Below are 21,860 nucleotides of genomic sequence, written 5' to 3' on the forward strand. Positions count from 1 at the left end.
GCAATGATTTGGAAACACAAACACCGATAAAGATGACGCGATTGCCTATGTCTTTAAAAAAACAATAAGGATCTTCATATGAAACTTAAAACAAAACTAACCCTAGGCGTAGGCCTTTTATTTTTACTGATCGTCCTGCTTTCAGTAATAGGTTCTGTATATATCAATAAATTAAAATCTGATACAGAAAAGATTCTTACGGCCAATTATAACAGCCTTGAATTTTCTAAGAATATGCTTCTGGCACTGGATCATATCAGTACAGACAGTGTGGTGGCCATAGCAGATTTTAGGAAAAACAATAAGTTGCAGGACAAAAACCTTACAGAATTTGGTGAAAAAGAGGCTACTCAGAACCTGAATCTGCATTTCAACAGTTATTTGGAACAACCTACAACCCATAAAGAGAAGCTGATACGGGAAGATCTGGCGAGAATCATGTCTTTAAACATGAAGGGAATTGAGCGCAAAAGCGATATCGCCATTATTACAGCCGAAAATGCCACTTTTTGGATTGTCAGTCTGGGAACGGTTTGTTTTCTGATTGCTTTTATTTTATTGTTCAACCTGCCTCAAACCATTGCTGAGCCCATCAATCAGCTAACCTTCAGTATCAGGCAGATTGCAGATAAAAATTATAATGAAAGGGTACATTTTAAAGGAAGTGAAGAATTCAACAGCCTGGCAGACTCTTTTAATGTGATGGCAGAAAAGCTTCAGGAGTACGAAAGCAGCAACCTTTCCAAGCAGCTGATGGAGAAAAAAAGGATAGAAACCTTGGTGAATAATATGCACGATGCTGTAATTGGCCTGGATGAAAATCATTTTATCTATATGATTAATGATGAAGCTTTAAAGATCACTAATCTCCACAAAGAGGATATTATTGGAAAAACGGCCCATGAAGTTGCGATTAATAATGATCTGATGCGTGAACTGCTGAAAAATATAGATCATCCGGTGAAAGATCCTATTAAGATCGTTCGTGAGAATAAAGAAAATTATTTTGAGCAGGATATTGTTCCCATCAATATTGTAAAAACAGGAGAGAAAGAGAAGAAATATATCGGAAAAGTAATTTTATTACGAAATATTACGCCTTTTAAAGAACTGGATTTTGCTAAGACCAATTTTATTGCAACCATTTCCCATGAATTGAAAACTCCGATTTCTGCTATAAAAATGGGGGTACAGCTACTCGGAAATCAAAAATTCGGAGAGTTGAATGAACAACAGCAGGAATTGCTGAAGAGCATCAATGAAGATGGGCAGCGTTTATTGGATATCACGGGTGAACTTCTTAATCTTTCACAAGTGGAATCCGGAAACATCAGACTTACCGTTGATAAATGTTCTCCTAAGGAAATTGTACAAACCGCCGTGAAAAACGTTGAAAAACTGTCAGAACAGAAGAATATTTCAATTCACACAGAATACCAGTTGGAAGATACTGATTTTGTAACTGCAGATTTTGACAAAACAGTTTGGGTAATGAATAACTTCCTGACCAATGCGGTAAAACATTCTTTTCAGGATGAAGAAATTAAAATTCTTGTGGAAAGAGTAGAGGATTTTATTCAGTTTAATATCATTGATACAGGAAGTGGAATTGATGAAAAGTACCACAGACAGATCTTTGACCGTTACTTTCAGGTTCCGGGTGAACATCAGAATGGAACAGGTCTTGGGTTAGCTATTTCAAAGAATTTTATTGAGAAACAGAATGGTGAAATAGGGGTAAGCAGTTCTCTGAACAATGGAAGTACTTTCTTTTTCAGATTGCCGGTTTCATAAGGATTATTGTCATATATTTGAAACGGAAATATTCTATTTTTTTCCATTAAAAACTTTTAATGCCAACAAATCCTTTTTTTTATTTTATTATAGCAGGTCTTTTATTTTTTGTTATTTCAGGAGTGTTCTTTTTTATACAGAAAGATAAGATTATTGAAAAATATAGGCAACCGGACGCAGTGATATTAAAAAAAATATATGGAACCATAACTACAGTACATAAAGGAACTTTACATTATAATAAACGGTTTCAATGGTGTAGTTTTGATATTCTTCTGAATGAAAACTCAATATTCCTGTTTCCCCGAAGTTTTTACATTGTTCCGAGAGGTTGTATTAATCTGAAATTTAGATCTAACGCAAAGAATACAAAAAATCCAACATTTCTCATAAGGTTTCATCTGAACGGGGATTCTGTTGAACTCATCTATTATCCTGATCATCTGTTGAATGGAGAACGTACAATTTCTTTGAATGGTCTGAATAAAGAACAGATTTTACTATTCCAAAAAGCTTTGGATCAACAAACATAAGCTCAGTATTATTGTTTATCATGTAGTAAGAAAGCGCATGTTGATTCTTCTTGACGATGTTTTACTATTAAACTTTTTCTAATTATTTATACGTTATATTTGTTGCCAAATTAACAAAATGAAGAAAATCGTAAGCTTATTAGCCATATTATTCTGTATATCCTTATGCAGCCAGCTTTCTGCACAAACCTTTACCTTAGAACAGTTTGCCGCATTCAACAAATTAGGAATGGCTGATTTTAAAAAGGAAATGAAAAGCCTTAATTACAGGTTTTATGATAAAACAGAAGGATTAGGTTTCGTGGTAACAGAATATGAAACTCCCGATTACCAATCTAAAATCGGAAAGTTTGAATACGAAGACAAATCCGATGACAGAATTGAGTATGAATTTAAAACTAAAAAGGAGTACGATCAATATGTTAAGATCATTCTTGATTCCGGTTATAAAGAGACTGAGAAGGGTAAGACCCTTACCAAAGATTCTTATGTAGATTATTTTAAAAATAAAGAACAGATCAGACTAATTACCCCTAAAACAGGTGATAACAATCCTTACACAATTCTTGTTTTTAAATAAACATACTTATTAAAATACAAAAGGCTGCGAAAACTCTTCGCAGCCTTTATTATATAGAAGTTTTTATAAGTTTAATCTTTTATAAATTTCAATACGGAGACTTTATCTTTTAAGAATAGCTTAATCAGATAATTTCCTCTAGGCAGATCTGAAACATTTACCGAGTTTCCTTTTGTTGCCATAGACGTAATCACCCTTCCGGCAGCATCATAAATCACAACTTTATTTACTTCAGTTGTTGAATTGATGTACAATATATCTTTTACCGGATTAGGATAAATACTCATTGCATTTTTATCATTCTTGATCTCTGAAGTAGCTAAAGTGCTTGCAATGGATGTTGTGTAAGTATTGGTAACAATAGGGAAGTTGTAATCAAAATAGATTTTAGCCGTATTACTGAAAGTATCACCAGTATTCAAAGTAGATTTTGTTTTTATTTTGAAAGCTACATATCCATCATTATGAGCATCATCAAAAGGTAACTGAATATTTTCGAAAATGAATTCTACAATATTAGAATTTGTTATTCTTGTTACATAGCTGTGGCTTCCATCCAAAGAAACTAAAGAAGAAATATCAAATTTTGAAGTATCAATTTCATCCTTTACAACAATATTTCTGGCATTGGCAGTTCCTGTATTTTCGAATCGGATTAAGTAATGAACATAGTCTCCAACCTGAGTTTTTGCAATAGAAGTTCCTTCAAGACAGGTTTTATCATTAGGGTCAAAAGAATTAACAACCGTTTGGTTTAAAGCAAAATTATTGTCAATTGGCGTTTCATCTGTAGCCCCGTTAATTTGTGCTGTATAATGCAGAATATCTCCACCATTCACTGCAGGAGTTTGTGTAGGTGTATTTAATTTTAGAGTAACTGTGATTTCTCTTGTTTCAAAAGGAAGAAGATTGGTGAAATTCCAGTTCAATGTTCCGGAAGATTGAGAGGATGGGGAAAGCGTAGCACTCATATAATCGATAACATTCTCATTGTAATTAAATACCAGAGTACCGGATTGTATCGTATTCCCTTTGTTTTTGTAAATGATGTTATATTTTGATTCAAAGCCTGGTGAAGCCTCTGTAACAGGTACAATTACTGTTTCTAAATCATTATGAACACCATTCGGAGTTATACAGAAGTTTTGAATAAATGGACTTGCCTGTTGAGGAAAAGTGGCAGTAATGCTTGACGGGGAAATAGTAAAGTACGCGGGATTTTCAATAACTGGAGTTACTGTATGGCTGCCTGGCTCTACTGAAATAGAAAAATCTCCGGAAGTATTGGCAATCATACTTCCTGTAACTCCACCTCCTGTTATGTTGAACTTTTGGAAAGCTTTGTTGGCATCATTGGCATCACAGCCATTATTATTGGCATCTACCTTTGTGTTTCCCTGAATTTTATAAAATGTACCTCCTGGGTTAAATGAACAGTATGAGTTTACAACACACGTATTTGCAGATGGTAATAAAGAAATAATGTTAGGAATTTCAAAATCATCAGCACAGATATAAACAAGGCTTGGGGTATCCGTGAAGCTTGAAGTATTAGTAGGAGTAGAACCCAAATTATGAATTCCATTTTTAATGAACAATGATTGAAGAAAAGGATTCTTATCACAATAGAAGCTTGTAAGGTTTTTATTTTGTGACAAATCAATGGTGATAAACTTGTTGAGACTGACCCCCAAGGCTTCTAATTTTGGAAAACCACTGAAATCAAGTGTGCTGATTTGGTTTTGTGTTAGTGTCAGAAATTTTAAATTAGGGGTTTGATTTATAGGTATTGTCTGAAGCTTATTCAATGCTAAGTTTAAGGAGTTGAGATTCGTATTATTATTCAAATAGATATTCTCAAGTTGACATTGTAATATACTCACATCATATAAGTTTGTTAGTCCGGATAAATTAATGGAAGCTATCTTACTGGCAAAGATCTCCATATCATGTAGCTGGCTACACCCTTGAAGGTTTAATGATGAAAGGACATAGCATCTGCTAACTTCCAGGTTATATAATAGGGTATTATTACTTAAATCTAAGGTCTGTAATAATGGAAGACCATCTATATCAAGAGAAGTCAGATTGGTAAAGCTTTGTATTCCTTCCATTGAAACGAGGTTACTGAACAGTTGAGAATAATTAGCCGGAAAACTAGTTACTCGGATGTTTAGTTTTGTAATATTGGCAGCTTCAGATAATTGAATCTCTCCATCATGGTTTTTATCAATGATAGTAAGATTATTCATAAGATCAAAAGCCATAACAGCATTAGGTACATTAGATAGCAGAATATTTTTGAAATTGGCATCAGGAATATTAACAATCTGCGCTTGCATAGCGGAAAACATAGTCATTAGAAAGACTAGGTAGAGTTTTTTCATGGGATAGTTTAATTTTAGCAAATGTAAACTTTTAAAGAATTACTTTGAGATTTTTTTAATGCCATTTTTCTATTTGATATTGAGCGTTTTATAAGTTTTTAAAATAATAAAGGCTGCGAAAACGATTCGCAGCCTGTTATCATGTAAGTTGGTATGTAAATTCTTTACTGTTTCTCAATCAAATCCAGAAACTGCTGTTCATCAAGAATGGTAATCGTTCCGATGTCCTGAGCTTTTTTTAGCTTGCTTCCGGCTTTTTCTCCCACCACAAGATAGTTAAGGTTTTTTGAAACGGCAGAAATATTCTTTCCACCATGCTTTTCTACCATTTCCTCAGCAGCCTCTCTGGTGAAGAGTAATAATTTTCCAGTGAAAAGGAAGGTTTTTCCTTCTAAAACATTGGATAATACTTCATTGGTGCTTTCTCCTTTTTCAAGCTGTACTCCATAAGATTTCAAACGCTCGATCATCAATAGGTTTTCAGTGTTTTTGAAAAACTCCTCAATGCTTACTGCTATTTTAACCCCAATATCTTCTACCTGGCAAAGCTCTTCAACAGTAGCATTTTTCAACTCTTCAATAGTAGGGAAGTTTTTTACTAATTTTTTAGCAACTGTTTCTCCTACATGCTTGATACCAATTCCGTACAATACTTTTTCAAATGGAATTTCCTTTGATTTTTCAATTCCTGTAATGATATTCTGAGCAGATTTTTCAGCCATTCTTTCCAGTGGAAGAAGCTGTTCTTTAGTTAAAGTATAGAAATCGGCAGGATTTTCAATAAGTTTTTCCCTGTAAAGCTGTTCTATGGTTTCACTTCCAAGGTTATCAATATTCAATGCTTTTCTTGAAACATAGTGAATCATTCTTCCCACCACCTGCGGCGGACAGTGAAGTTCGTTCGGACAGAAATGAATGGCCTGGTCTTCAATTTTTATCAGTTCGGTTCCACATTCAGGACAATGTTTGATGTATTCTATTTCCCTGCTTTCATTAGTTCTCTTATCTATATTTACCCCAACAATCTTTGGAATAATTTCACCTCCTTTTTCTACATACACAAAATCATTTTCATGAAGATCAAGCTTTTTGATGATATCTTCATTATGCAGGGATGCTCTTTTTACAATCGTTCCGGCCAGTAAAACAGGTTTTAAGTTAGCCACAGGAGTAATTGCTCCCGTTCTTCCCACCTGATAAGAAACACTTTGAAGTTCAGTTTCTACCTTCTCAGCTTTAAACTTATAAGCCATAGCCCAACGTGGAGATTTAGCTGTATATCCAAGCTGTCTCTGCTGTGGTAAAGAATTCACTTTTAATACAATCCCATCAATTTCGAAAGGTAAATTGTGACGTTCCGTATCCCAAAATGTGATAAATTCCTTTACCTCATCCAACGTTTTGCAAAGTTTAACCTGCTGCGAAGTTTTGAATCCCCAACCTTGTGCTTTCTGAAGCAACTCCCAATGAGTTTCCGCGGGAATTTCATCGGAAATGAATTGGTATAGTACAGAAGAAAGTGCACGTTTTCTAACCTCAGCACTATCCTGCATTTTTAAACTTCCACTCGCGGTATTTCTAGGATTCATGAATGGATCCAGCCCTTCTTCTTCACGAAGTGCATTAAGTTTGTTAAAATTTTTTCTCGTTAAATAAATTTCACCACGCATATAGAATTGCGAAGGAAAATCACCTTTTAACTTTAATGGAATATCAGAAATGGTACGAACGTTTGGAGTGATTTCGTCTCCCTGAAAACCATCACCACGGGTTACAGCCTGAGTAAGCTTTCCGTTTTCATAAAGAATAGAAATAGAAGCTCCGTCATACTTCAATTCGGCTACAAATTCTACAGGTTCATCAATGGTTTTGATAATTCTTTTTTCCCAATCTTGCAGATCATCAAAATCGTAGGAGTTATCCAGAGAATACATTCTGAATTTATGCTGAATCGTTGGAAATACCTTTGTAATACCGCCACCAACACGCATTGTAGGTGAGTTTTCGTCATAAAATTCAGGATATTTGGCTTCAAGGTCCTGAAGTCTCTCCAGTAACATATCAAATTCATAATCTGCAATGGTGGGAGTATCCAGAAGGTAATAGTTTTCGTTATGCTGGTGCAGCTCTTTACGGAGCTGTTCTATTTTTTGTTGAATGTTTTCAGACATCGGGTTTATATCTTTTGAGCAAAAATAACTAAAGTAATTTCATTTAAAAAATAACGGAATTAAATATTACAGGAAAATTAACAATCTGTAACATGCTTCAATCAACTGAATCAGTAGAAAATAAAACAATTGTTTAAAGTAATTTAACATATCGTTTCAATTTAATTAAAAAAATGTTAAAACTCCCGTAAACAGAAGGCTCTTAAAGTAAAAATACCTTTGCACATCTAATTTGAAGACATGAGAAAAGTAAAGATTGTACTGGGGTTATTGTTTTTAGGGTTTGGAACAATTGCGTATGCACAGACTACGCAGGCTTCCATCGTAGGAAAAGTAACCGGGCCGGGAAGTGCGGCTCAGGAAAAAGTGAAAGTGACCATCATTAATGAATCTACAGGATTCAGAACGGAAACGGAAACAAACTCAAAAGGAGAGTATATCTTTAAAGAAATTCCTTTGGGGGGGCCTTATACGGTGATTGTAAACGATGATAAAAGAGAAGGCTACAATGTAAACTTCGGAGATCAGGTAACCGTAAACATGGATCTGGGTAATGAAAAGCATATTGAAGAAGTGAAAATTACCGGAAATCTTAAAAACAAAATTGGTAACCTGGGAGCTGCTACAGCCATTTCTGCAAAGAATATCGGGATCCTGCCAGTAAACGGACGAAACTTTACCAATCTTACGGAGCTATCTCCTTTAAGCGGAAAAGGAGGAAACCTTTCCGGGCAGCTGGGATCTTCTACCAACTTTACCATTGATGGAATGACGGCTAAAAACCCAACTTCTGCAGGAGCAACTACCAGCAGAAGTGGTGCACCTTTCTCTATCTCCATTGAAGCAGTACGTGAATTTAAAATTACCACCAACCAATATGATGTAACATTGGGAAGAAGTGGTGGAGGAACGGTAAGTGCCGTTACCAAATCCGGTACGAATAAATTTTCAGGAAGTGCATGGGAATATTTAAGAGCCAACTGGCTTTCCAGCCCTTATGACATCAGAGGAAACAAAAGACAGAATGATTTCTCAACTTCTCAGTTCGGATTCTCTTTGGGAGGGCCGATCATCAAAAATAAACTTCACTTTTTTGTAGCATGGGATCATCAGTTAGATTCAAGACCTTTGATTATTGCTGATATCAGGTCTAAGGAAGATGAAAAGAGATTTAATACCACAACAGAAACACTTAACAAGTTTTTAGATATTGCAAGAGCTAAATATGGAGTTGGAAACACTCCGCAGTTCGGAAGCTTCGATAAAGTGAGAAACTCTGATGCTGCATTTTTACGTTTAGACTGGCAGATTAATGAAAAGCATTTGTTGACATTAAGAAATAATTTCACTTATGATCTTAATAAAAACGGACTTGGTGATAATACCAGTATCAACTTCTTTGAATCCTATGGGAATGATAAAAATCTTGACAACAGTTTATTATTGACTTTAAGATCCAACCTAAAGCCTAATTTAACCAATGAATTGAAAGCTCAGTATCTGTATACTTTCCAGGATAGCTACCAGAATGATGAATTGGGAAGACCTGTACCAAGAGCTATTGTTGAAGGAGTGGCATCTAGCGTAGGATCTACAAATATTCAGATTGGTGGACATCGTTTTGCACAGGAAAGCTTCAGAAATAATGTATTCCAGATTGTAGATAATCTATACTACAATACAGATAAAGTAAAATATACTTTCGGTGCAGATTTAATGTATACCACTTCAAAATCGGTTTACGGAAGTGAAGTAAACGGAAGATTCCATTTCAAGGATGATCCGGATAAAAAGATAAGCAGTCTTGATAATTTTGATAATCTTAAGCCTTATAGATTTTATAGAGAGGTTCCTCTAATGGACGATCCTTCAATAAGATCTAATATCTGGAATATTGGTGTTTACGGACAATTCCAGACTAAAATTGCCAAAGGATTAGATTTGATGGCGGGTCTTAGATTAGACTATGGCGGATATCCAAAAGCAGAACTCAATCAGAAACTGCTTGATGAAATGGGAATCAGAACAGATAATAAGATCAAATCTTTCGTTATCCAGCCAAGGTTCCAGTTTGAATGGAATATCAACGAACAAAATAAAGACTTCCTGAAGTTTGGAGCCGGGATATTCTCTTCCGATATCAACAATTATATGATTATCAATAATCTGGTGTTCGATGGGAAACATTTGGCTACAGTAGATGTAGATCCTGCAACAGCTGGGCTGACACCGGATTTCATCAATTATAGAAATAATTACGGTTCAGTTCCTACACTTGCTAAGGATCAGGTTCCAACCATCAACTATACAGGAAAAGATGCTAAAATTCCAATCGTTTACAAAGCGAATATCTCCTACACACACTTCTTTAATGACAGATTCAGAGCAGGATTGGCAGCCTATATGGCTTTAGGTAGAAATAACTATTATTACTATGACAGAAACATGGTAGCTAATCCATTCTTTACATTGGATAATGAAGGCGGAAGAGGAGTATATGTTCCTACATCAGCAATTGATGGTTCAAAAATCGACTGGAAAAAAGGAAGAATCAATAATAATTTCGGAAGAGTATTGGAGTTGGTAAGTGATGGTAAAGTAAATCAGTTCTCGTTTGTTGTAGATACCAGCTACCGTTATTGGAAAGATGGGGAAATCACGGCAAGTTATACATGGTCTGATATTAAAGACAATACTTCATATAACGGAAATGTAGCCAATTCTGCAACATTATCCACAATGGTTCAAGGTGATCCGAGAGATTTGAGAATGACGTATTCTGATAACCAGTTCCGTAATAAAGTGGTTATTTATGGTAACTCACCTACCATTGCAGGATTTACATTAGGTATCAGATATTCAGGAATCGGAGGAACCCGTTTCTCTATGACAGCAGGAGGAAATATTAACGGAGACTTTGTGGATAGCAATGATCTTGCTTATATCTTCCCGAATGTAGCTCAGTCTATTATTGATGATCCTAATGTAGGACAGGCATTGAAAGATTATGTGAAGGAATACAATGGTAAAATTGCAGAACGTAATGGAGGTAAGAATGGATTCTATGGAGTTTGGGACCTACGTGTAGCGAAGAAAATAAAATTTGATAAAGTAGGAGCATTTGAACTTTCCGTAGATATCTTCAATGTAGCTAACCTGCTGAATAAAGAATGGGGTGTAAACGAATCCTATGGAAATACCTCAATGTACCGAATCAAAAAATTCGATCCGGTAACCAAGCAGTTTGAGTATACAAAAAATGTGAGTGGTAACGGTTTAGCACCTCTTTCAGGAAATCCGTATCAAATTCAGATTGGAGCGAAGTACAGTTTTTAATCAATAGTTATAGTTAGTAGCCACAAAAGACAAGATTCTTAAAGGTTTAGTATTTAAAATACGACATTAAGACCTTTCTTTTGTGGTTTTATATTTCTCAATACGTCCTATAATAATTACCTTTATCAAAAGTTACAGGATTTTATTTTAATTATCTAAATTATATTATGAAAAATTTTATCTTAGGGTTAGCAGTTTTAAGTACAGTTTTGATGAAAGCACAAACCCAGATCATTGCCCATAGAGGATATTTTCAGGCTCAGCCGCCTACAACGGAAAATTCTATTCAATCATTAGAAAATGCTCAGAAATTGAAAGTTTACGGTTCCGAATTTGACGTGAGAATGACAAAAGACGGAGTATTGGTCATTAACCACGATGAGCACCACGGTAAAATGGAAATCTCTGAAACCTCATTCAAAGAACTGGAAGCTTTGAAATTATCAAACGGAGAGAAATTTCCTACTTTAAAAGATTATTTGAAACAGGGGAAAAAAAATACTTCCGTAAAACTGATCGTAGAGATTAAACCTGCTAAAACTCCTGAGATTGAAAATGAGATTACTGAGAAGACAATTAAGATGATTAAAGATATGAAACTGGAATCTCAAAGTGAATTCATTTCTTTTAGCCTGAATATCTGTAAAGAGATCAAAAAATTGGCACCATCATTTAAAGTACAGTATCTGAACGGAGAATTATCACCGGAGCAGATCAAAAAGGAAGGACTGGATGGTATGGATTATCACTACAGTGTTTTCCAGAAAAATCCAACCTGGATTGCTGAAGCGAAAACTTTGGGGCTTATCACCAATTCATGGACGGTAAATGACGCTGCGGTATATGATGAACTAAAAAAGCAAGGAATCGGTTTTGTGACCACAAACATTCCTGAGCAGCTGAAAAATAAATAATACAAAGCAAACAACAACCAATAATTTTCCAAAGTCTGTCCTTTCAAGGGCAGGCTTTAATTTTATAAAATCCTGAACCCGGATCCATAATAACTCGTGTATTAGGGGTAAAAAATAAGAGTCTTTTGTAAACGCAGAGCGCGCAAAGATATCTTTTTGACTACGCTCATTTTCGTTCGCAAAGGCACTACGTTCAGCTAAGGACACTTACTGAGTGATTACTGAGTGAAACGCCTTTGCGTTCTTAAAAATTATCCAGTATGATTATAAAATCTTAGCGAGCGTTGCGTTAAAAATTTAATAGCTCAAAACTGTATTTTAATTGTGTAGTGGATATCCATACTAATAATTAAAAATGGTTTCCAGTCTATTATTCTTAAACTTAACTCATGTAACTTAGATCCTCTTAGATTTTCTATTATTATCTCAGGGAAAGACAATAAAGATACACAAATAAATAGAACCTGACAATAGTGTTAAAAATTCTTAATTTCTTAAGTGTTTGTTAATTAGTGTTTTGTTTAATGTTGTTAAGGAATGCTTAATATAATATTCAAAAAACATTTAATAAATGTTAAAATGTTATTAAAATAATACTCATAATGTCGTTTTAATTTTGCGCAAACAAAAAGGATATGCGTAAAGAGACACAAAAGTTGTTGGTTTTGTCGCTGTTAGGATTATTCAGCGTTAATCTGACAGCTCAGCAGAAAGCTAAAAAAGACACTATTAAAGGACTTGACGAAGTAGTTGTGACTGCTTTGGGAATCAAAAGGCACGATAAGTCTTTAGGATATTCTACCCAGACGGTTACCTCTGAAGAAATTCTGAAAACCCAAAATAATAACTGGGCACAGGCTTTAGAAGGTAAAGTAGCCGGGTTAAAGATTCAGACTGCAGGAGCAGGACCTTTGGGTACAAGCCGTATCACACTTCGTGGAGATATTTCCATGAGTATGGGGAATAATGATGCTTTGATAGTTGTGGATGGCGTTCCTTTGAGTGGAAAAAAAACAGGAACCGGAACTTCAGCGTATGGAGCAGGTTCAGGTGGAGATTTACCTATTGATTATGGAGACAGTTTTAACAGCATCAACCCTGATGACATTGAATCCATCTCTATTCTGAAAGGGCCTACAGCGTCTGCATTATATGGTTCAAGAGGTTCAAGAGGAGCCATTATGATTACCACCAAATCCGGGAAAAGCAGAAAAGGAAGAGTTCAGGTTGCTTTTAATTCCTATTCAAGTTATGATTCAGTACTGAAATGGCCGGATTATCAGTATGAATATGGACAAGGAACTCAGCAAAAAGATAAAAACGGAAACTATTATTACTCCTATGGACCATCTGTAGATGGAATAAACACGGGTTCTACAAGTAGTGCCTTCGGACCAAAGTTTGACGGCCAGTACTACTTCCAGTATGATCCTAACATAGAAGGGCAGAGTTTAGAAAGACAGCTTTGGAGACCTTATAAAAATAATATTAAAGACTTCTGGCAGGTAGGATCCAATTATTCAAACAGTCTGTCTGTAGAACATTCTAATGAGACAACAGCTTTCAGAACATCGCTTACTTATCTGAAAAATGAATGGATGATGCCTAATACAGGCTTAGACAGATTCAGTGCTGCATTATCTTTAGATCATAAGCTGAGCAGCAGACTGAAAATCGGGACCAAGATGAACTTCAGTCAGACGAAAAGTGACAATCTTCCTGCAACAGGTTATAACAACCAGTCCATCTCTTATTTCATGATCTTCCAGAATCCCAACGTAGATCTTGGATGGTACAGGCCTATATGGAAAAAAGGACAGGAGCAGCTAGAACAGGTTCATCCTTTTAGTTCTTATATTGATAATCCTTACCTGATTGCTTATGAGAACCTGAATGGGACCAATAAAAAAACAATTACTGGGAATATCAATATCAGTTACCAGCTGGCAAAAAACTTAGATGTAGCTTATAAAACCGGTTTGGAATGGAACAATGAATTCCGTACCCAAAGAAGACCATGGAGCTCTGCTAACTATGCGAAAGGTTATTACAGAGAACAGTACATCAGATACATGGACCTGAATAATGATGTATTAGTCACCTATAAAAATAAATTCGGAAACATTGGAGTAACAGCTTCAGCTGGAGGAAACATCAGGTATCATGAATATACCATGAATGATTACAGAGGAAACGGACTTAGTAAAGCAGGTCTTTACCAGCTTTCCAATGCCATGCAGGTGGAATATAAGCTGCCAAAACCTAATGATAATCAGGTAAACAGTGTATACGCATTGGCTAACTTCAGTTATAAAGACATGGTTTTCCTGGATGTGACGGCAAGAAATGACTGGAGCAGTACGCTTCCGGCTCATAACAGATCTTATTTTTATCCGTCTGTATCATCATCCTTCATATTATCAGATATCTTTAAATTAAAATCAGACAATTTAAATTTCTGGAAACTTAGATTATCATGGTCTAAAGTAGGGAACGATACATATACCTATATGCTCGATAAATATTATGAAAATAGCGGTTTTGCGGGATCTGTAGAATCTCCTTTACTATACCCCAATCCCAATCTGAAGCCGGAAATGATTACCAATATTGAAGGAGGTATGGATTTTACTATTTTGAAAAACAGGTTGACATTCAATTTTACAGCGTATCAAAACAATTCCAAAGATCAGTCGATTATTATTCCTATGCTGTATGAAACAGGATATAATAAGAGAATCATCAATGCCGGTGAACTGAGAAACAGAGGAATTGAAATGACTCTAAATGCTTATCCCGTCAAGAATAAAAATTTCTCATGGAGTGTAAACGCTAACTGGTCAATGAACAGAAATAAAATCATTTCCCTTCCGGAAGAGTATAATGGAAAACCTTATACCATGGGAAGTATAGGTGGTGTAGTGTTTTATGATGCTATAGTTGGTGGTTCTTTGGGAGACATGTATGGAGCAGGATTGCTGTATTCACCGGATGGGCAGGTAATTTATGATGCAAAAGACGGCTTAACCGCTAAGTCTACGGAAATGAAAAAAATAGGAAATGCATATCCGAAGTGGAGGGCAGGTCTTCAGAATGAATTCAGATACAAAAATATTACCGTGAGTTTCTCATTTGACGGTCAGTACAAAGGAATAGCTTACTCTCACTCACATCACAAAATGTCTGAACAGGGGAAACTTACCCATACCCTTGTGGGAAGAGATAATCCGGGAGGGTTAATCGTTGGTCAGGGAGTTGTTCAGAATCCTGACGGAACCTTTTCTCCTAATACCAAAGGAATTCCGGTTTCTACCTATTATGGAGATTATTATAGAAGAGCAAACGTGGAAACCAACTCATTTGATACCTCGTTCCTTAAGCTGAGAGATGCCAGAATATCTTATTCCTTTCCGAAATCAATTGTTGAACCTTTAAAACTTACAGATATTACCCTTGCAGTATTCGGAAGAAACCTTTGGATGTGGACAAAGTTCCCATTATTTGATCCGGAAGCAGCTACGTTAGATGATTCTACGATTACACCGGGAGTTGAGATGGGGCAGTTACCTCAGGCAAGAACCATTGGTTTCCAGTTAAATGTTAAATTTTAAAATCAGAAAAAATGAAAAAGCTAATCTATATATCTTCATTCCTTGCTCTTGTGGGCAGTACTGTTTCATGTGATAGAAGTCTTGATGAGATCAATAAAGACACCAGTAGAATCAATGTACCGGTGGCCAGTGCCCTGCTGGTTCCTATCCAGTATAATATGGCTACGGTAGGGTATAACAGAGCGAATGATTTTAATTTTGATCTTATGCAGGTTTCTCTTGATTTTCCTAACGAAGGAAATTCATTAAGCCGATACTATTTAACAGAAAAAACAGGAAACGGTTTCTGGGATAATTCCTACCGCTGGTTAAAACAGGTGGATGACCTTAAAAAAGCAGCCATTTCTGAAGGAGATAAAAACTATCAGGCCATTTCAATGGTTTTAAATGCATGGATTTATTCCAACCTTACCGATACTTATGGGGATGTTCCGTTTTCTGAAGCATCACAATTGGATGATAAGATCATGTATCCGAAATTTGACAGACAAAAAGATATCTATATCCAATTACTAGATGATTTAAAAACCGCAAACTCTCTTTTTGTGAATAATAAAGCGCTTACCGGGGGAGATTTATTCTTTAAAGCAGATTCAGATGCGGCCAATGGAATTCTCGGTTGGAAAAAATTCTGTAATTCTCTTTCTCTGAGATTACTCACAAGAATCCTGAATAAAGATGGAGAAGTGAATGTTAAAGCAAGAATCCAGGAAATTATTAATAATCCTACAATATATCCTATTTTCCAAAGCAATGCAGATGGAGTAAAAGTAGATATAACAGGAATATTTCCATTAATGACACCTATTGCAAGACCTCAGGATTTTACCACAGGAAGAGCTGCTTCAGAATTCTTTGTAGAAACATTGAAGGCTAATAATGATCCCCGTATGGCTATGTTTTTTTCTCAGGCGAAAGATCTGAAAACGAATGCCAATATTGGATATATAGGTGCGCCATCAGGATATAAATTTGGAACCGTATTTAATTATCAGCCATCCAATCTTAATCAAAACCTGGCAAAAGCACCTTTGAAAATCTTAGTCTATCCCTATGCCGAACTTCAGTTTACTTTAGCAGAATTGGTATTTAAGGGAGTTATCCAGGGAAATGCAAAAACCTATTATGAAAATGGAGTAAAATCAGCCATTGAACAATGGGGAGCTGTAGTTCCTGCCAACTATTTTGATAATCCGGCAGTAGCATTTGGAACCGGAGATATGAAGAAAATTATGCTTCAAAAATATATAGCCCTATTCTTTGTAGATCAGCAGCAATGGTTTGAAAAAAGAAGAACCGGATTTCCTGAACTTCCTGATAACGGAGGACTTTTAAATGATGGAAAACTTCCTCAAAGATTAATGTATCCAACGAATACGAGGGTATTGAATAAAGAGAACTATCAGGCAGCAGTTCAACAAATGGGCGGAGATGATATTAATGTAAAAGTATGGTGGAGTAAATAAGTATAAACAAGAAAAATAATAAAAAGATGAGTATCAATATAAAACTTTTAATGCCATGTATGCTGGTTTCAGCAATGGCTTTCTCTCAGTCTTCAGTTTCAGGATATGTGTATGAAGACAGCAACAAGAACCAAAAGAAAGAAAACCGTGAAAAGGGAATGGAAGGAGTAGCGGTTTCCAATGGAGTTCAGGTGGTATTAACGGATAAAAATGGACGTTACAGCCTGCCAGTTCAGGAAGATCAGACTATTTTTGTCATTAAACCATCAGGATATCAAACCGCTTTAAACAGTAATAATCTTCCACAGTTTTATTACCATCATAAACCAAAAGGGTCTCCAGCAGATTTTAAATATAAGGGCGTAGCTCCAACCGGTGAACTTCCCAAAGAATTGAATTTTCCGCTTTATCAACAGAATGAAAACAAAAATTTTGATATTCTGGTTTTCGGAGATCCACAGCCTTATACAGAAAAAGAATTGGATTATTTTAAAAGAGGAATTGTCAATGAAGTAAAAAATACCAGGAAAAATGCAGTGTTGGGAATCAGTTTGGGAGATTTGGTAGGAGATAACCTAAGTCTTCAGAAACTTTATGCTGACGTGATGAAGGAAGTAGGACTGCCTTGGTATAATGTAATGGGAAATCATGACATGAACTACGATGCCAAAGACGATAAACTTTCAGACGAAACCTTTGAATCCAATTTCGGTCCTACCAATTATTCCTTCAATTACGGAAATGTACACTTCATTATCTTGGATGATATTTTGTATCCCGACCCAAGAGACGGAAAAGGCTATTGGGGCGGATTCCGTGAAGATCAGCTTCAATTTATCGAAAATGATTTGAAACTGGTTGATAAAAATAAACTGATCGTAGTCTCTTTCCATATTCCGTTGGAACATCATGATGAAGACAGTTTCAGAAATGCAGACCGTCAGAAATTGTTTGATTTCCTGAATCCTTTCCAGAATGTATTGCTTTTATCAGCCCACACTCATATCCAACAGCAGATTTTCTATGGAAAAAAAGCGGGCTGGAACAGGATCAAAGAATTACATGAATATAACGTGGGAACCACTTGTGGAGATTGGTATTCTGGAACAGCAGATGAAGCAGGGCTTCCTACTTCAACCATGAGAGACGGAACGGCAAAAGGATATTCTTTCATCAGCTTTACCGATAATCAATACAAAGTAAAATACAAAACAGCCGGAAAACCGGAAGATTATCAGATCAAACTATACGTTCCAAAAGTGATTCCATTCCCGTCAAAAACCTCTGCAAAAGTGTTGGCTAACTTCTTTATGGGAAGCAAAAAAGATAAAGTAGAGTACAGAATAGACAACGGGAAATGGGAAGAAATGGAATATGATGAAACCATAGATCCCAATTTTGCCCTTTCCGTTTTCAAATGGGATACCACAGAGAAGATTCTACAAGGGAGAAGACCTTCTAACCCTGAACTGTCCAAACATATCTGGGAAGCAGATTTTCCTAAAAAACTAGCCTTGGGAAAACACAAAGTTGAGGTTAGAGCGATTGACATGTATGGAAACCAGTTCTCTGTTTCAGAAGAATTTGAAGTACAGAACGCCATCCAGATTCCTTAAGCTTTTCATTTTTTACTATACTTTTTTTTAGATTTATAAACCGGTTCTCATGAGCCGGTTTTATTTTTGCTGAGGTTGAAAGCTGTCGGAAAATACCTGTATATCAGTTTTAAGTAAAAATTCAATAGAGGCGGGCTTTAGCCTGCTTTCTTAATAATACCCAATTCCAATGGCTTTAGCCTAAACTTACTATTTTGACTTTAGTGAAATTCAAGGGTTCAATATCTATTCCAACTATTAAAAAACTATTAAATATCCTTTCTTTCCATTGCATAAAAATGTTCTTTCGTAACTTTGTCCCACGAAAAATATTACACTATGAATATAAACGGTAAAAATGCCATCGTTACAGGTGGTGGAAGAGGGTTAGGGAAAGCTGTAGCATTAGCTTTAGCCAATGAAGGAGTGAACGTTGCCATTACAGGAAGAAACGAAGAAAATCTTAAAAATACAGTTGAAGAAATCCAGAAACTAGGAGTAAAATCAGCGTATGCAATTTTCTCTATTGATGATGAAGCAGCTGTAAAAGCAGGTATAGAAACTTTAGCTGAACAATTAGGTGGAGTAGATATTTTGGTGAACAATGCAGGAATCGGAGATTTCGGAACTATTGAAGATATGCCTTCTGAAACTTGGGAGCAGGTAATCAAAACCAATTTATTTGGTGTGTACTATGCGGCTAAGGCCGTTCATCCATTGATGAAAGCTAAAGGAGAAGGTGATATCGTAAACGTTGCTTCTACTGCAGGATTAAAAGGTGGTCCAAATATGTCAGCATATGCCGCTTCAAAAGCAGCTGTTGTTTCTCTGTCTCAATCGATGATGGCAGAATGGAGAAAACAAAACATCCGTGTAATTACATTGACGCCAAGCACCATTGCTTCTGATATGAGTATCCAGGGTGGACTTACAGATGGAAATCCTGATAAAGTTCTACAGCCTGAAGACTTCGCAGAATGGGTAAGAGATATCCTGAAAATGAACAGAAGAGCATTAATCGCAAACGGTTCAATTTTCTCTACGAATCCATAAAAGCGTTTAAGATTTAAAGTTGTCATAGAACAACTATTTCAATTTTAAATTATAGGTAAAGAAATTCAATAGAAGGGGCTGTCTCAAAAGTCAAATAATTTGGCTTTTGTCATTCTGACGAAGGAAGAATCTCATTGTTGGTCAGTTGTTTGAGATTTTTCATTACATTGCATTTTATTCAGAATGACACTTTTGAGACAGCCTCTTTGTTTATAATATTACCATTCCAACGGCTTTAGCCAAAACCTAAAAAATCTGTGTCATCAGTGCAATCTGTGGGAGATAAAAATTAAATAGAAGCTAGCTTTATTCCATTCAACAATATAAAATCCATCAGCTTTATCCAAAACTTACCCTTTCCATTTTTTTAACCGTAATAACATTAGTATTTTTGCAGCAAATTATTCACATGCAAAATTATTTAGAATTCAACTTCAAAATTTCTCCATTGCAACCTTGGAACGAGATATTAATGGCAGAACTTATCGAAATAGGTTTTGACAGCTTTACAGAAGAAATTCACGGAATTTTAGGATACATCCAGACCGATTTATTTAATGAAGATCAGCTTAAAGCCCTTCCGATCTTTGAAAACGAAAATGTAAAAATTGAGTATTCTTTTGAAGAAATGCCGAACATCAACTGGAATGAAGAGTGGGAGAAGAACTTTTCACCCATCAATATTGATGATAAAGTATTGATCAGAGCAGAGTTCCATGAGTCTGTACCGGGAATGCATGAAATTATCATTCAGCCTAAAATGTCATTCGGAACAGGGCATCACCCTACCACCCACCTGATGATCCAACAGATGATGGATATTGATTTCAATGGGAAGAAAGTTCTGGATATGGGATGTGGAACCTCTGTATTGGCAATTTATGCAAAACAACAAGGAGCAGGAGATACAAAAGCCATCGACATTGATGAATGGTCTGTAGAAAACTCAAAAGAAAATGCAGTAAGAAACAGTGTTGAATTAGACATCGAGCTGGGAACAGCAGAAAACTTAGGAAACGAAAATTTCGACATTATTTTAGCCAATATCAATAGAAATATTCTGATCTCAGATATCCCAACGTATGTCTCTGTACTGAAGGAAGGTGGAAAACTATTGCTTTCAGGACTTTGTTTCTTTGATGTGGATGATATTCTGGAAGTTTGTAAAGAAAGCGGTCTTACCCTGAAGAAGCAATTGCAGAGAGAAGAATGGGTAAGTTTATTGCTTGAAAAATAAAAAACGAAATAACAAATATGAAAACTTTATTGACCGCTTTATTTTTACTGACGCTGCAACTTTTTACAGCTCAGGAAAATGAAGTGTATGCAGACGGTGTTTTTAACTTTACGGAAAACAAGAATCAGAAAATCTTTACAGATTGGACAAGAGTAAGAACAGAACCAGGTGTAAATGCTCAGATTTTAGATTCACTGCAAAGCAATCAGCAGATTATGATTCTTAAGAAAGAAGAGAGAGTGCCTGTCTTACAACTGGGAGAAAGAAGAGCTAACTGGTATAAAATTTCTTATCAAAAAGGAGATATAATGACTGAAGGTTACATTTGGGGAGGTAACCTTTGTGTTGGCTATCGTAATAAAAACGGTTATGATTTCCTTTTCGGACTTTCAAAAACAGTAGATAGAAAAAATAAATCTCTGAATGAGATCGAAAAACAAAACATCGCCGGAATAAAAGTAATGGAAGGGAATACCCTGATTGAAGAAATCTACTTTGATACCGGAAAAGGAGAAGAGTTGAGTACAGCTTCTTTTAGTATTGAAAGTAACCATAAACTACAGGATGTAGAATTTACTTTAAAAGCTATGGTATCCGGTGAAGCATGTGGTATTGCAACGTATGACCAATACGTTCTTTATAAGAATAAGAAACTCATTGCTCTTCCACAGTTGATGAATGTAGGAGACGCCGGAGCTTACTATCACAGTGAAGAATATGTTTTTCCTAATGATAAAGGAGGAATTCCTAATACCTTTATCCTGAAAGTAGAAGACATGGAAACTGATGATAAAGACCGGGAGAAGAAAACACACTCTTCCAAAACTTATATTTGGAATGGAAGTTCTTATAAGCTTAAATAGTAATCCTTTTGTTTAAATAGAAAAAACCGTTGTTATTGTACAGCGGTTTTTTTGTTCATACAGAATACAACACAAAAATAGGACTGGAACAACCAGCCCTACCAAACATGATTAAGTGTATAGTTTAGCCATAAATGGCTATAAGGAATAAGTTGCACAAAAAAGATTTTTATTGAAGCTTAATCAATGTTTCCTTAAATAATAATTAAAACTAACTTTTATAGAGGCTTCTCGGTAAAAGCTTATACCGTAAAAGTACCACGAATTGAAGTTCACCTATGGAAAAGTTAAGCTGATCCTGCGAAATCAGTCAGTGAAAC

13 protein-coding genes are annotated in these 21,860 nt (G+C 35.7%); 11 read left to right on the plus strand and 2 right to left on the minus strand.

The genetic code is table 11. The annotated features are described in order from the left end of the window. The first annotated feature begins 78 nt into the window (after positions 1–78). From CHSO_RS06775 to CHSO_RS06785, 3 genes are all read left to right on the plus strand, one after another. Complete coding sequence (locus tag CHSO_RS06775) at positions 79–1,794, plus strand: ATP-binding protein (protein WP_045493964.1); 1,716 nt, start codon at positions 79–81, stop codon at positions 1,792–1,794. A 59-nt stretch (positions 1,795–1,853) separates the two neighbouring features. Beyond that, the gene (locus tag CHSO_RS06780) at positions 1,854–2,327 is read left to right on the plus strand and encodes a hypothetical protein (protein ID WP_045493967.1); all 474 of its coding nucleotides are present in this window, start codon (positions 1,854–1,856) and stop codon (positions 2,325–2,327) included. Between the two features lie 118 nt (positions 2,328–2,445). Then, positions 2,446–2,907 (plus strand): hypothetical protein, encoded by a 462-nt coding sequence (locus CHSO_RS06785; protein ID WP_045493970.1) that lies wholly within the window; start codon positions 2,446–2,448, stop codon positions 2,905–2,907. A 71-nt stretch (positions 2,908–2,978) separates the two neighbouring features. Here the strand turns inward: CHSO_RS06785 and CHSO_RS06790 are convergent, their stop codons facing one another. After that, entirely contained in the window at positions 2,979–5,294 is a 2,316-nt protein-coding gene (locus CHSO_RS06790; protein WP_045493973.1) for a T9SS type A sorting domain-containing protein, read from the minus strand. A gap of 164 nt (positions 5,295–5,458) precedes the next feature. Beyond that, on the minus strand, positions 5,459–7,465 hold the full coding sequence (ligA, locus tag CHSO_RS06795) for an NAD-dependent DNA ligase LigA (RefSeq protein WP_045493976.1): 2,007 nt from the start codon (positions 7,463–7,465) through the stop codon (positions 5,459–5,461). A 240-nt stretch (positions 7,466–7,705) separates the two neighbouring features. Here ligA and CHSO_RS06800 point away from each other — a divergent pair, with 240 nt between their 5' ends. The 8 genes from CHSO_RS06800 (at position 7,706) to CHSO_RS06835 (ending at position 21,540) form a co-directional block, all read left to right on the plus strand. Continuing rightward, positions 7,706–10,801, plus strand: coding sequence for a TonB-dependent receptor (locus CHSO_RS06800; RefSeq protein ID WP_045493979.1), 3,096 nt, complete (start codon positions 7,706–7,708; stop codon positions 10,799–10,801). A gap of 167 nt (positions 10,802–10,968) precedes the next feature. Continuing rightward, entirely contained in the window at positions 10,969–11,715 is a 747-nt protein-coding gene (locus CHSO_RS06805; protein WP_045493982.1) for a glycerophosphodiester phosphodiesterase family protein, read from the plus strand. 635 nt (positions 11,716–12,350) lie between these two features. Then, positions 12,351–15,326: a SusC/RagA family TonB-linked outer membrane protein gene (locus tag CHSO_RS06810; protein WP_045493985.1), complete on the plus strand. Its 2,976-nt coding sequence runs from the start codon at positions 12,351–12,353 to the stop codon at positions 15,324–15,326. Between the two features lie 11 nt (positions 15,327–15,337). Further along, on the plus strand, positions 15,338–16,792 hold the full coding sequence (locus CHSO_RS06815) for a SusD/RagB family nutrient-binding outer membrane lipoprotein (RefSeq protein ID WP_045493989.1): 1,455 nt from the start codon (positions 15,338–15,340) through the stop codon (positions 16,790–16,792). Between the two features lie 50 nt (positions 16,793–16,842). Further along, positions 16,843–18,408, plus strand: a complete 1,566-nt coding sequence (locus CHSO_RS06820) for a calcineurin-like phosphoesterase C-terminal domain-containing protein (protein ID WP_045493992.1) — start codon at positions 16,843–16,845, stop codon at positions 18,406–18,408. Positions 18,409–18,726: 318 nt separating this feature from the next. Further along, a complete protein-coding gene (locus CHSO_RS06825) occupies positions 18,727–19,440 on the plus strand; it encodes a 3-ketoacyl-ACP reductase (RefSeq protein WP_045493994.1) in 714 nt (237 codons plus the stop codon). 409 nt (positions 19,441–19,849) lie between these two features. Further along, positions 19,850–20,677 carry a 50S ribosomal protein L11 methyltransferase gene (prmA, locus tag CHSO_RS06830; protein WP_045493997.1) on the plus strand — a complete coding sequence of 276 codons (828 nt, stop codon included), beginning with the start codon at positions 19,850–19,852 and terminating at the stop codon, positions 20,675–20,677. A 17-nt stretch (positions 20,678–20,694) separates the two neighbouring features. Next, a complete protein-coding gene (locus CHSO_RS06835; RefSeq protein ID WP_045494000.1) occupies positions 20,695–21,540 on the plus strand; it encodes an SH3 domain-containing protein in 846 nt (281 codons plus the stop codon). The last annotated feature ends 320 nt before the right edge of the window (positions 21,541–21,860 follow it).

Origin of the sequence: Chryseobacterium sp. StRB126, from assembly GCF_000829375.1 — a bacterium.
Lineage (GTDB): Bacteria > Bacteroidota > Bacteroidia > Flavobacteriales > Weeksellaceae > Chryseobacterium.

Bases quoted from the DNA above. Each gene is read 5' to 3' on its own strand.
- CHSO_RS06825 (WP_045493994.1), top strand. From the start codon at position 18,727: ATGAATATAAACGGTAAAAATGCCATCGTTACAGGTGGTGGAAGAGGG.
- ligA (WP_045493976.1), bottom strand. From the start codon at position 7,465: ATGTCTGAAAACATTCAACAAAAAATAGAACAGCTCCGTAAAGAGCTG.
- CHSO_RS06780 (WP_045493967.1), top strand. From the start codon at position 1,854: ATGCCAACAAATCCTTTTTTTTATTTTATTATAGCAGGTCTTTTATTT.
- CHSO_RS06800 (WP_045493979.1), top strand. From the start codon at position 7,706: ATGAGAAAAGTAAAGATTGTACTGGGGTTATTGTTTTTAGGGTTTGGA.
- CHSO_RS06820 (WP_045493992.1), top strand. From the start codon at position 16,843: ATGCCATGTATGCTGGTTTCAGCAATGGCTTTCTCTCAGTCTTCAGTT.
- CHSO_RS06785 (WP_045493970.1), top strand. From the start codon at position 2,446: ATGAAGAAAATCGTAAGCTTATTAGCCATATTATTCTGTATATCCTTA.
- CHSO_RS06790 (WP_045493973.1), bottom strand. From the start codon at position 5,294: ATGAAAAAACTCTACCTAGTCTTTCTAATGACTATGTTTTCCGCTATG.
- prmA (WP_045493997.1), top strand. From the start codon at position 19,850: ATGCAAAATTATTTAGAATTCAACTTCAAAATTTCTCCATTGCAACCT.
- CHSO_RS06835 (WP_045494000.1), top strand. From the start codon at position 20,695: ATGAAAACTTTATTGACCGCTTTATTTTTACTGACGCTGCAACTTTTT.
- CHSO_RS06805 (WP_045493982.1), top strand. From the start codon at position 10,969: ATGAAAAATTTTATCTTAGGGTTAGCAGTTTTAAGTACAGTTTTGATG.
- CHSO_RS06810 (WP_045493985.1), top strand. From the start codon at position 12,351: ATGCGTAAAGAGACACAAAAGTTGTTGGTTTTGTCGCTGTTAGGATTA.
- CHSO_RS06775 (WP_045493964.1), top strand. From the start codon at position 79: ATGAAACTTAAAACAAAACTAACCCTAGGCGTAGGCCTTTTATTTTTA.
- CHSO_RS06815 (WP_045493989.1), top strand. From the start codon at position 15,338: ATGAAAAAGCTAATCTATATATCTTCATTCCTTGCTCTTGTGGGCAGT.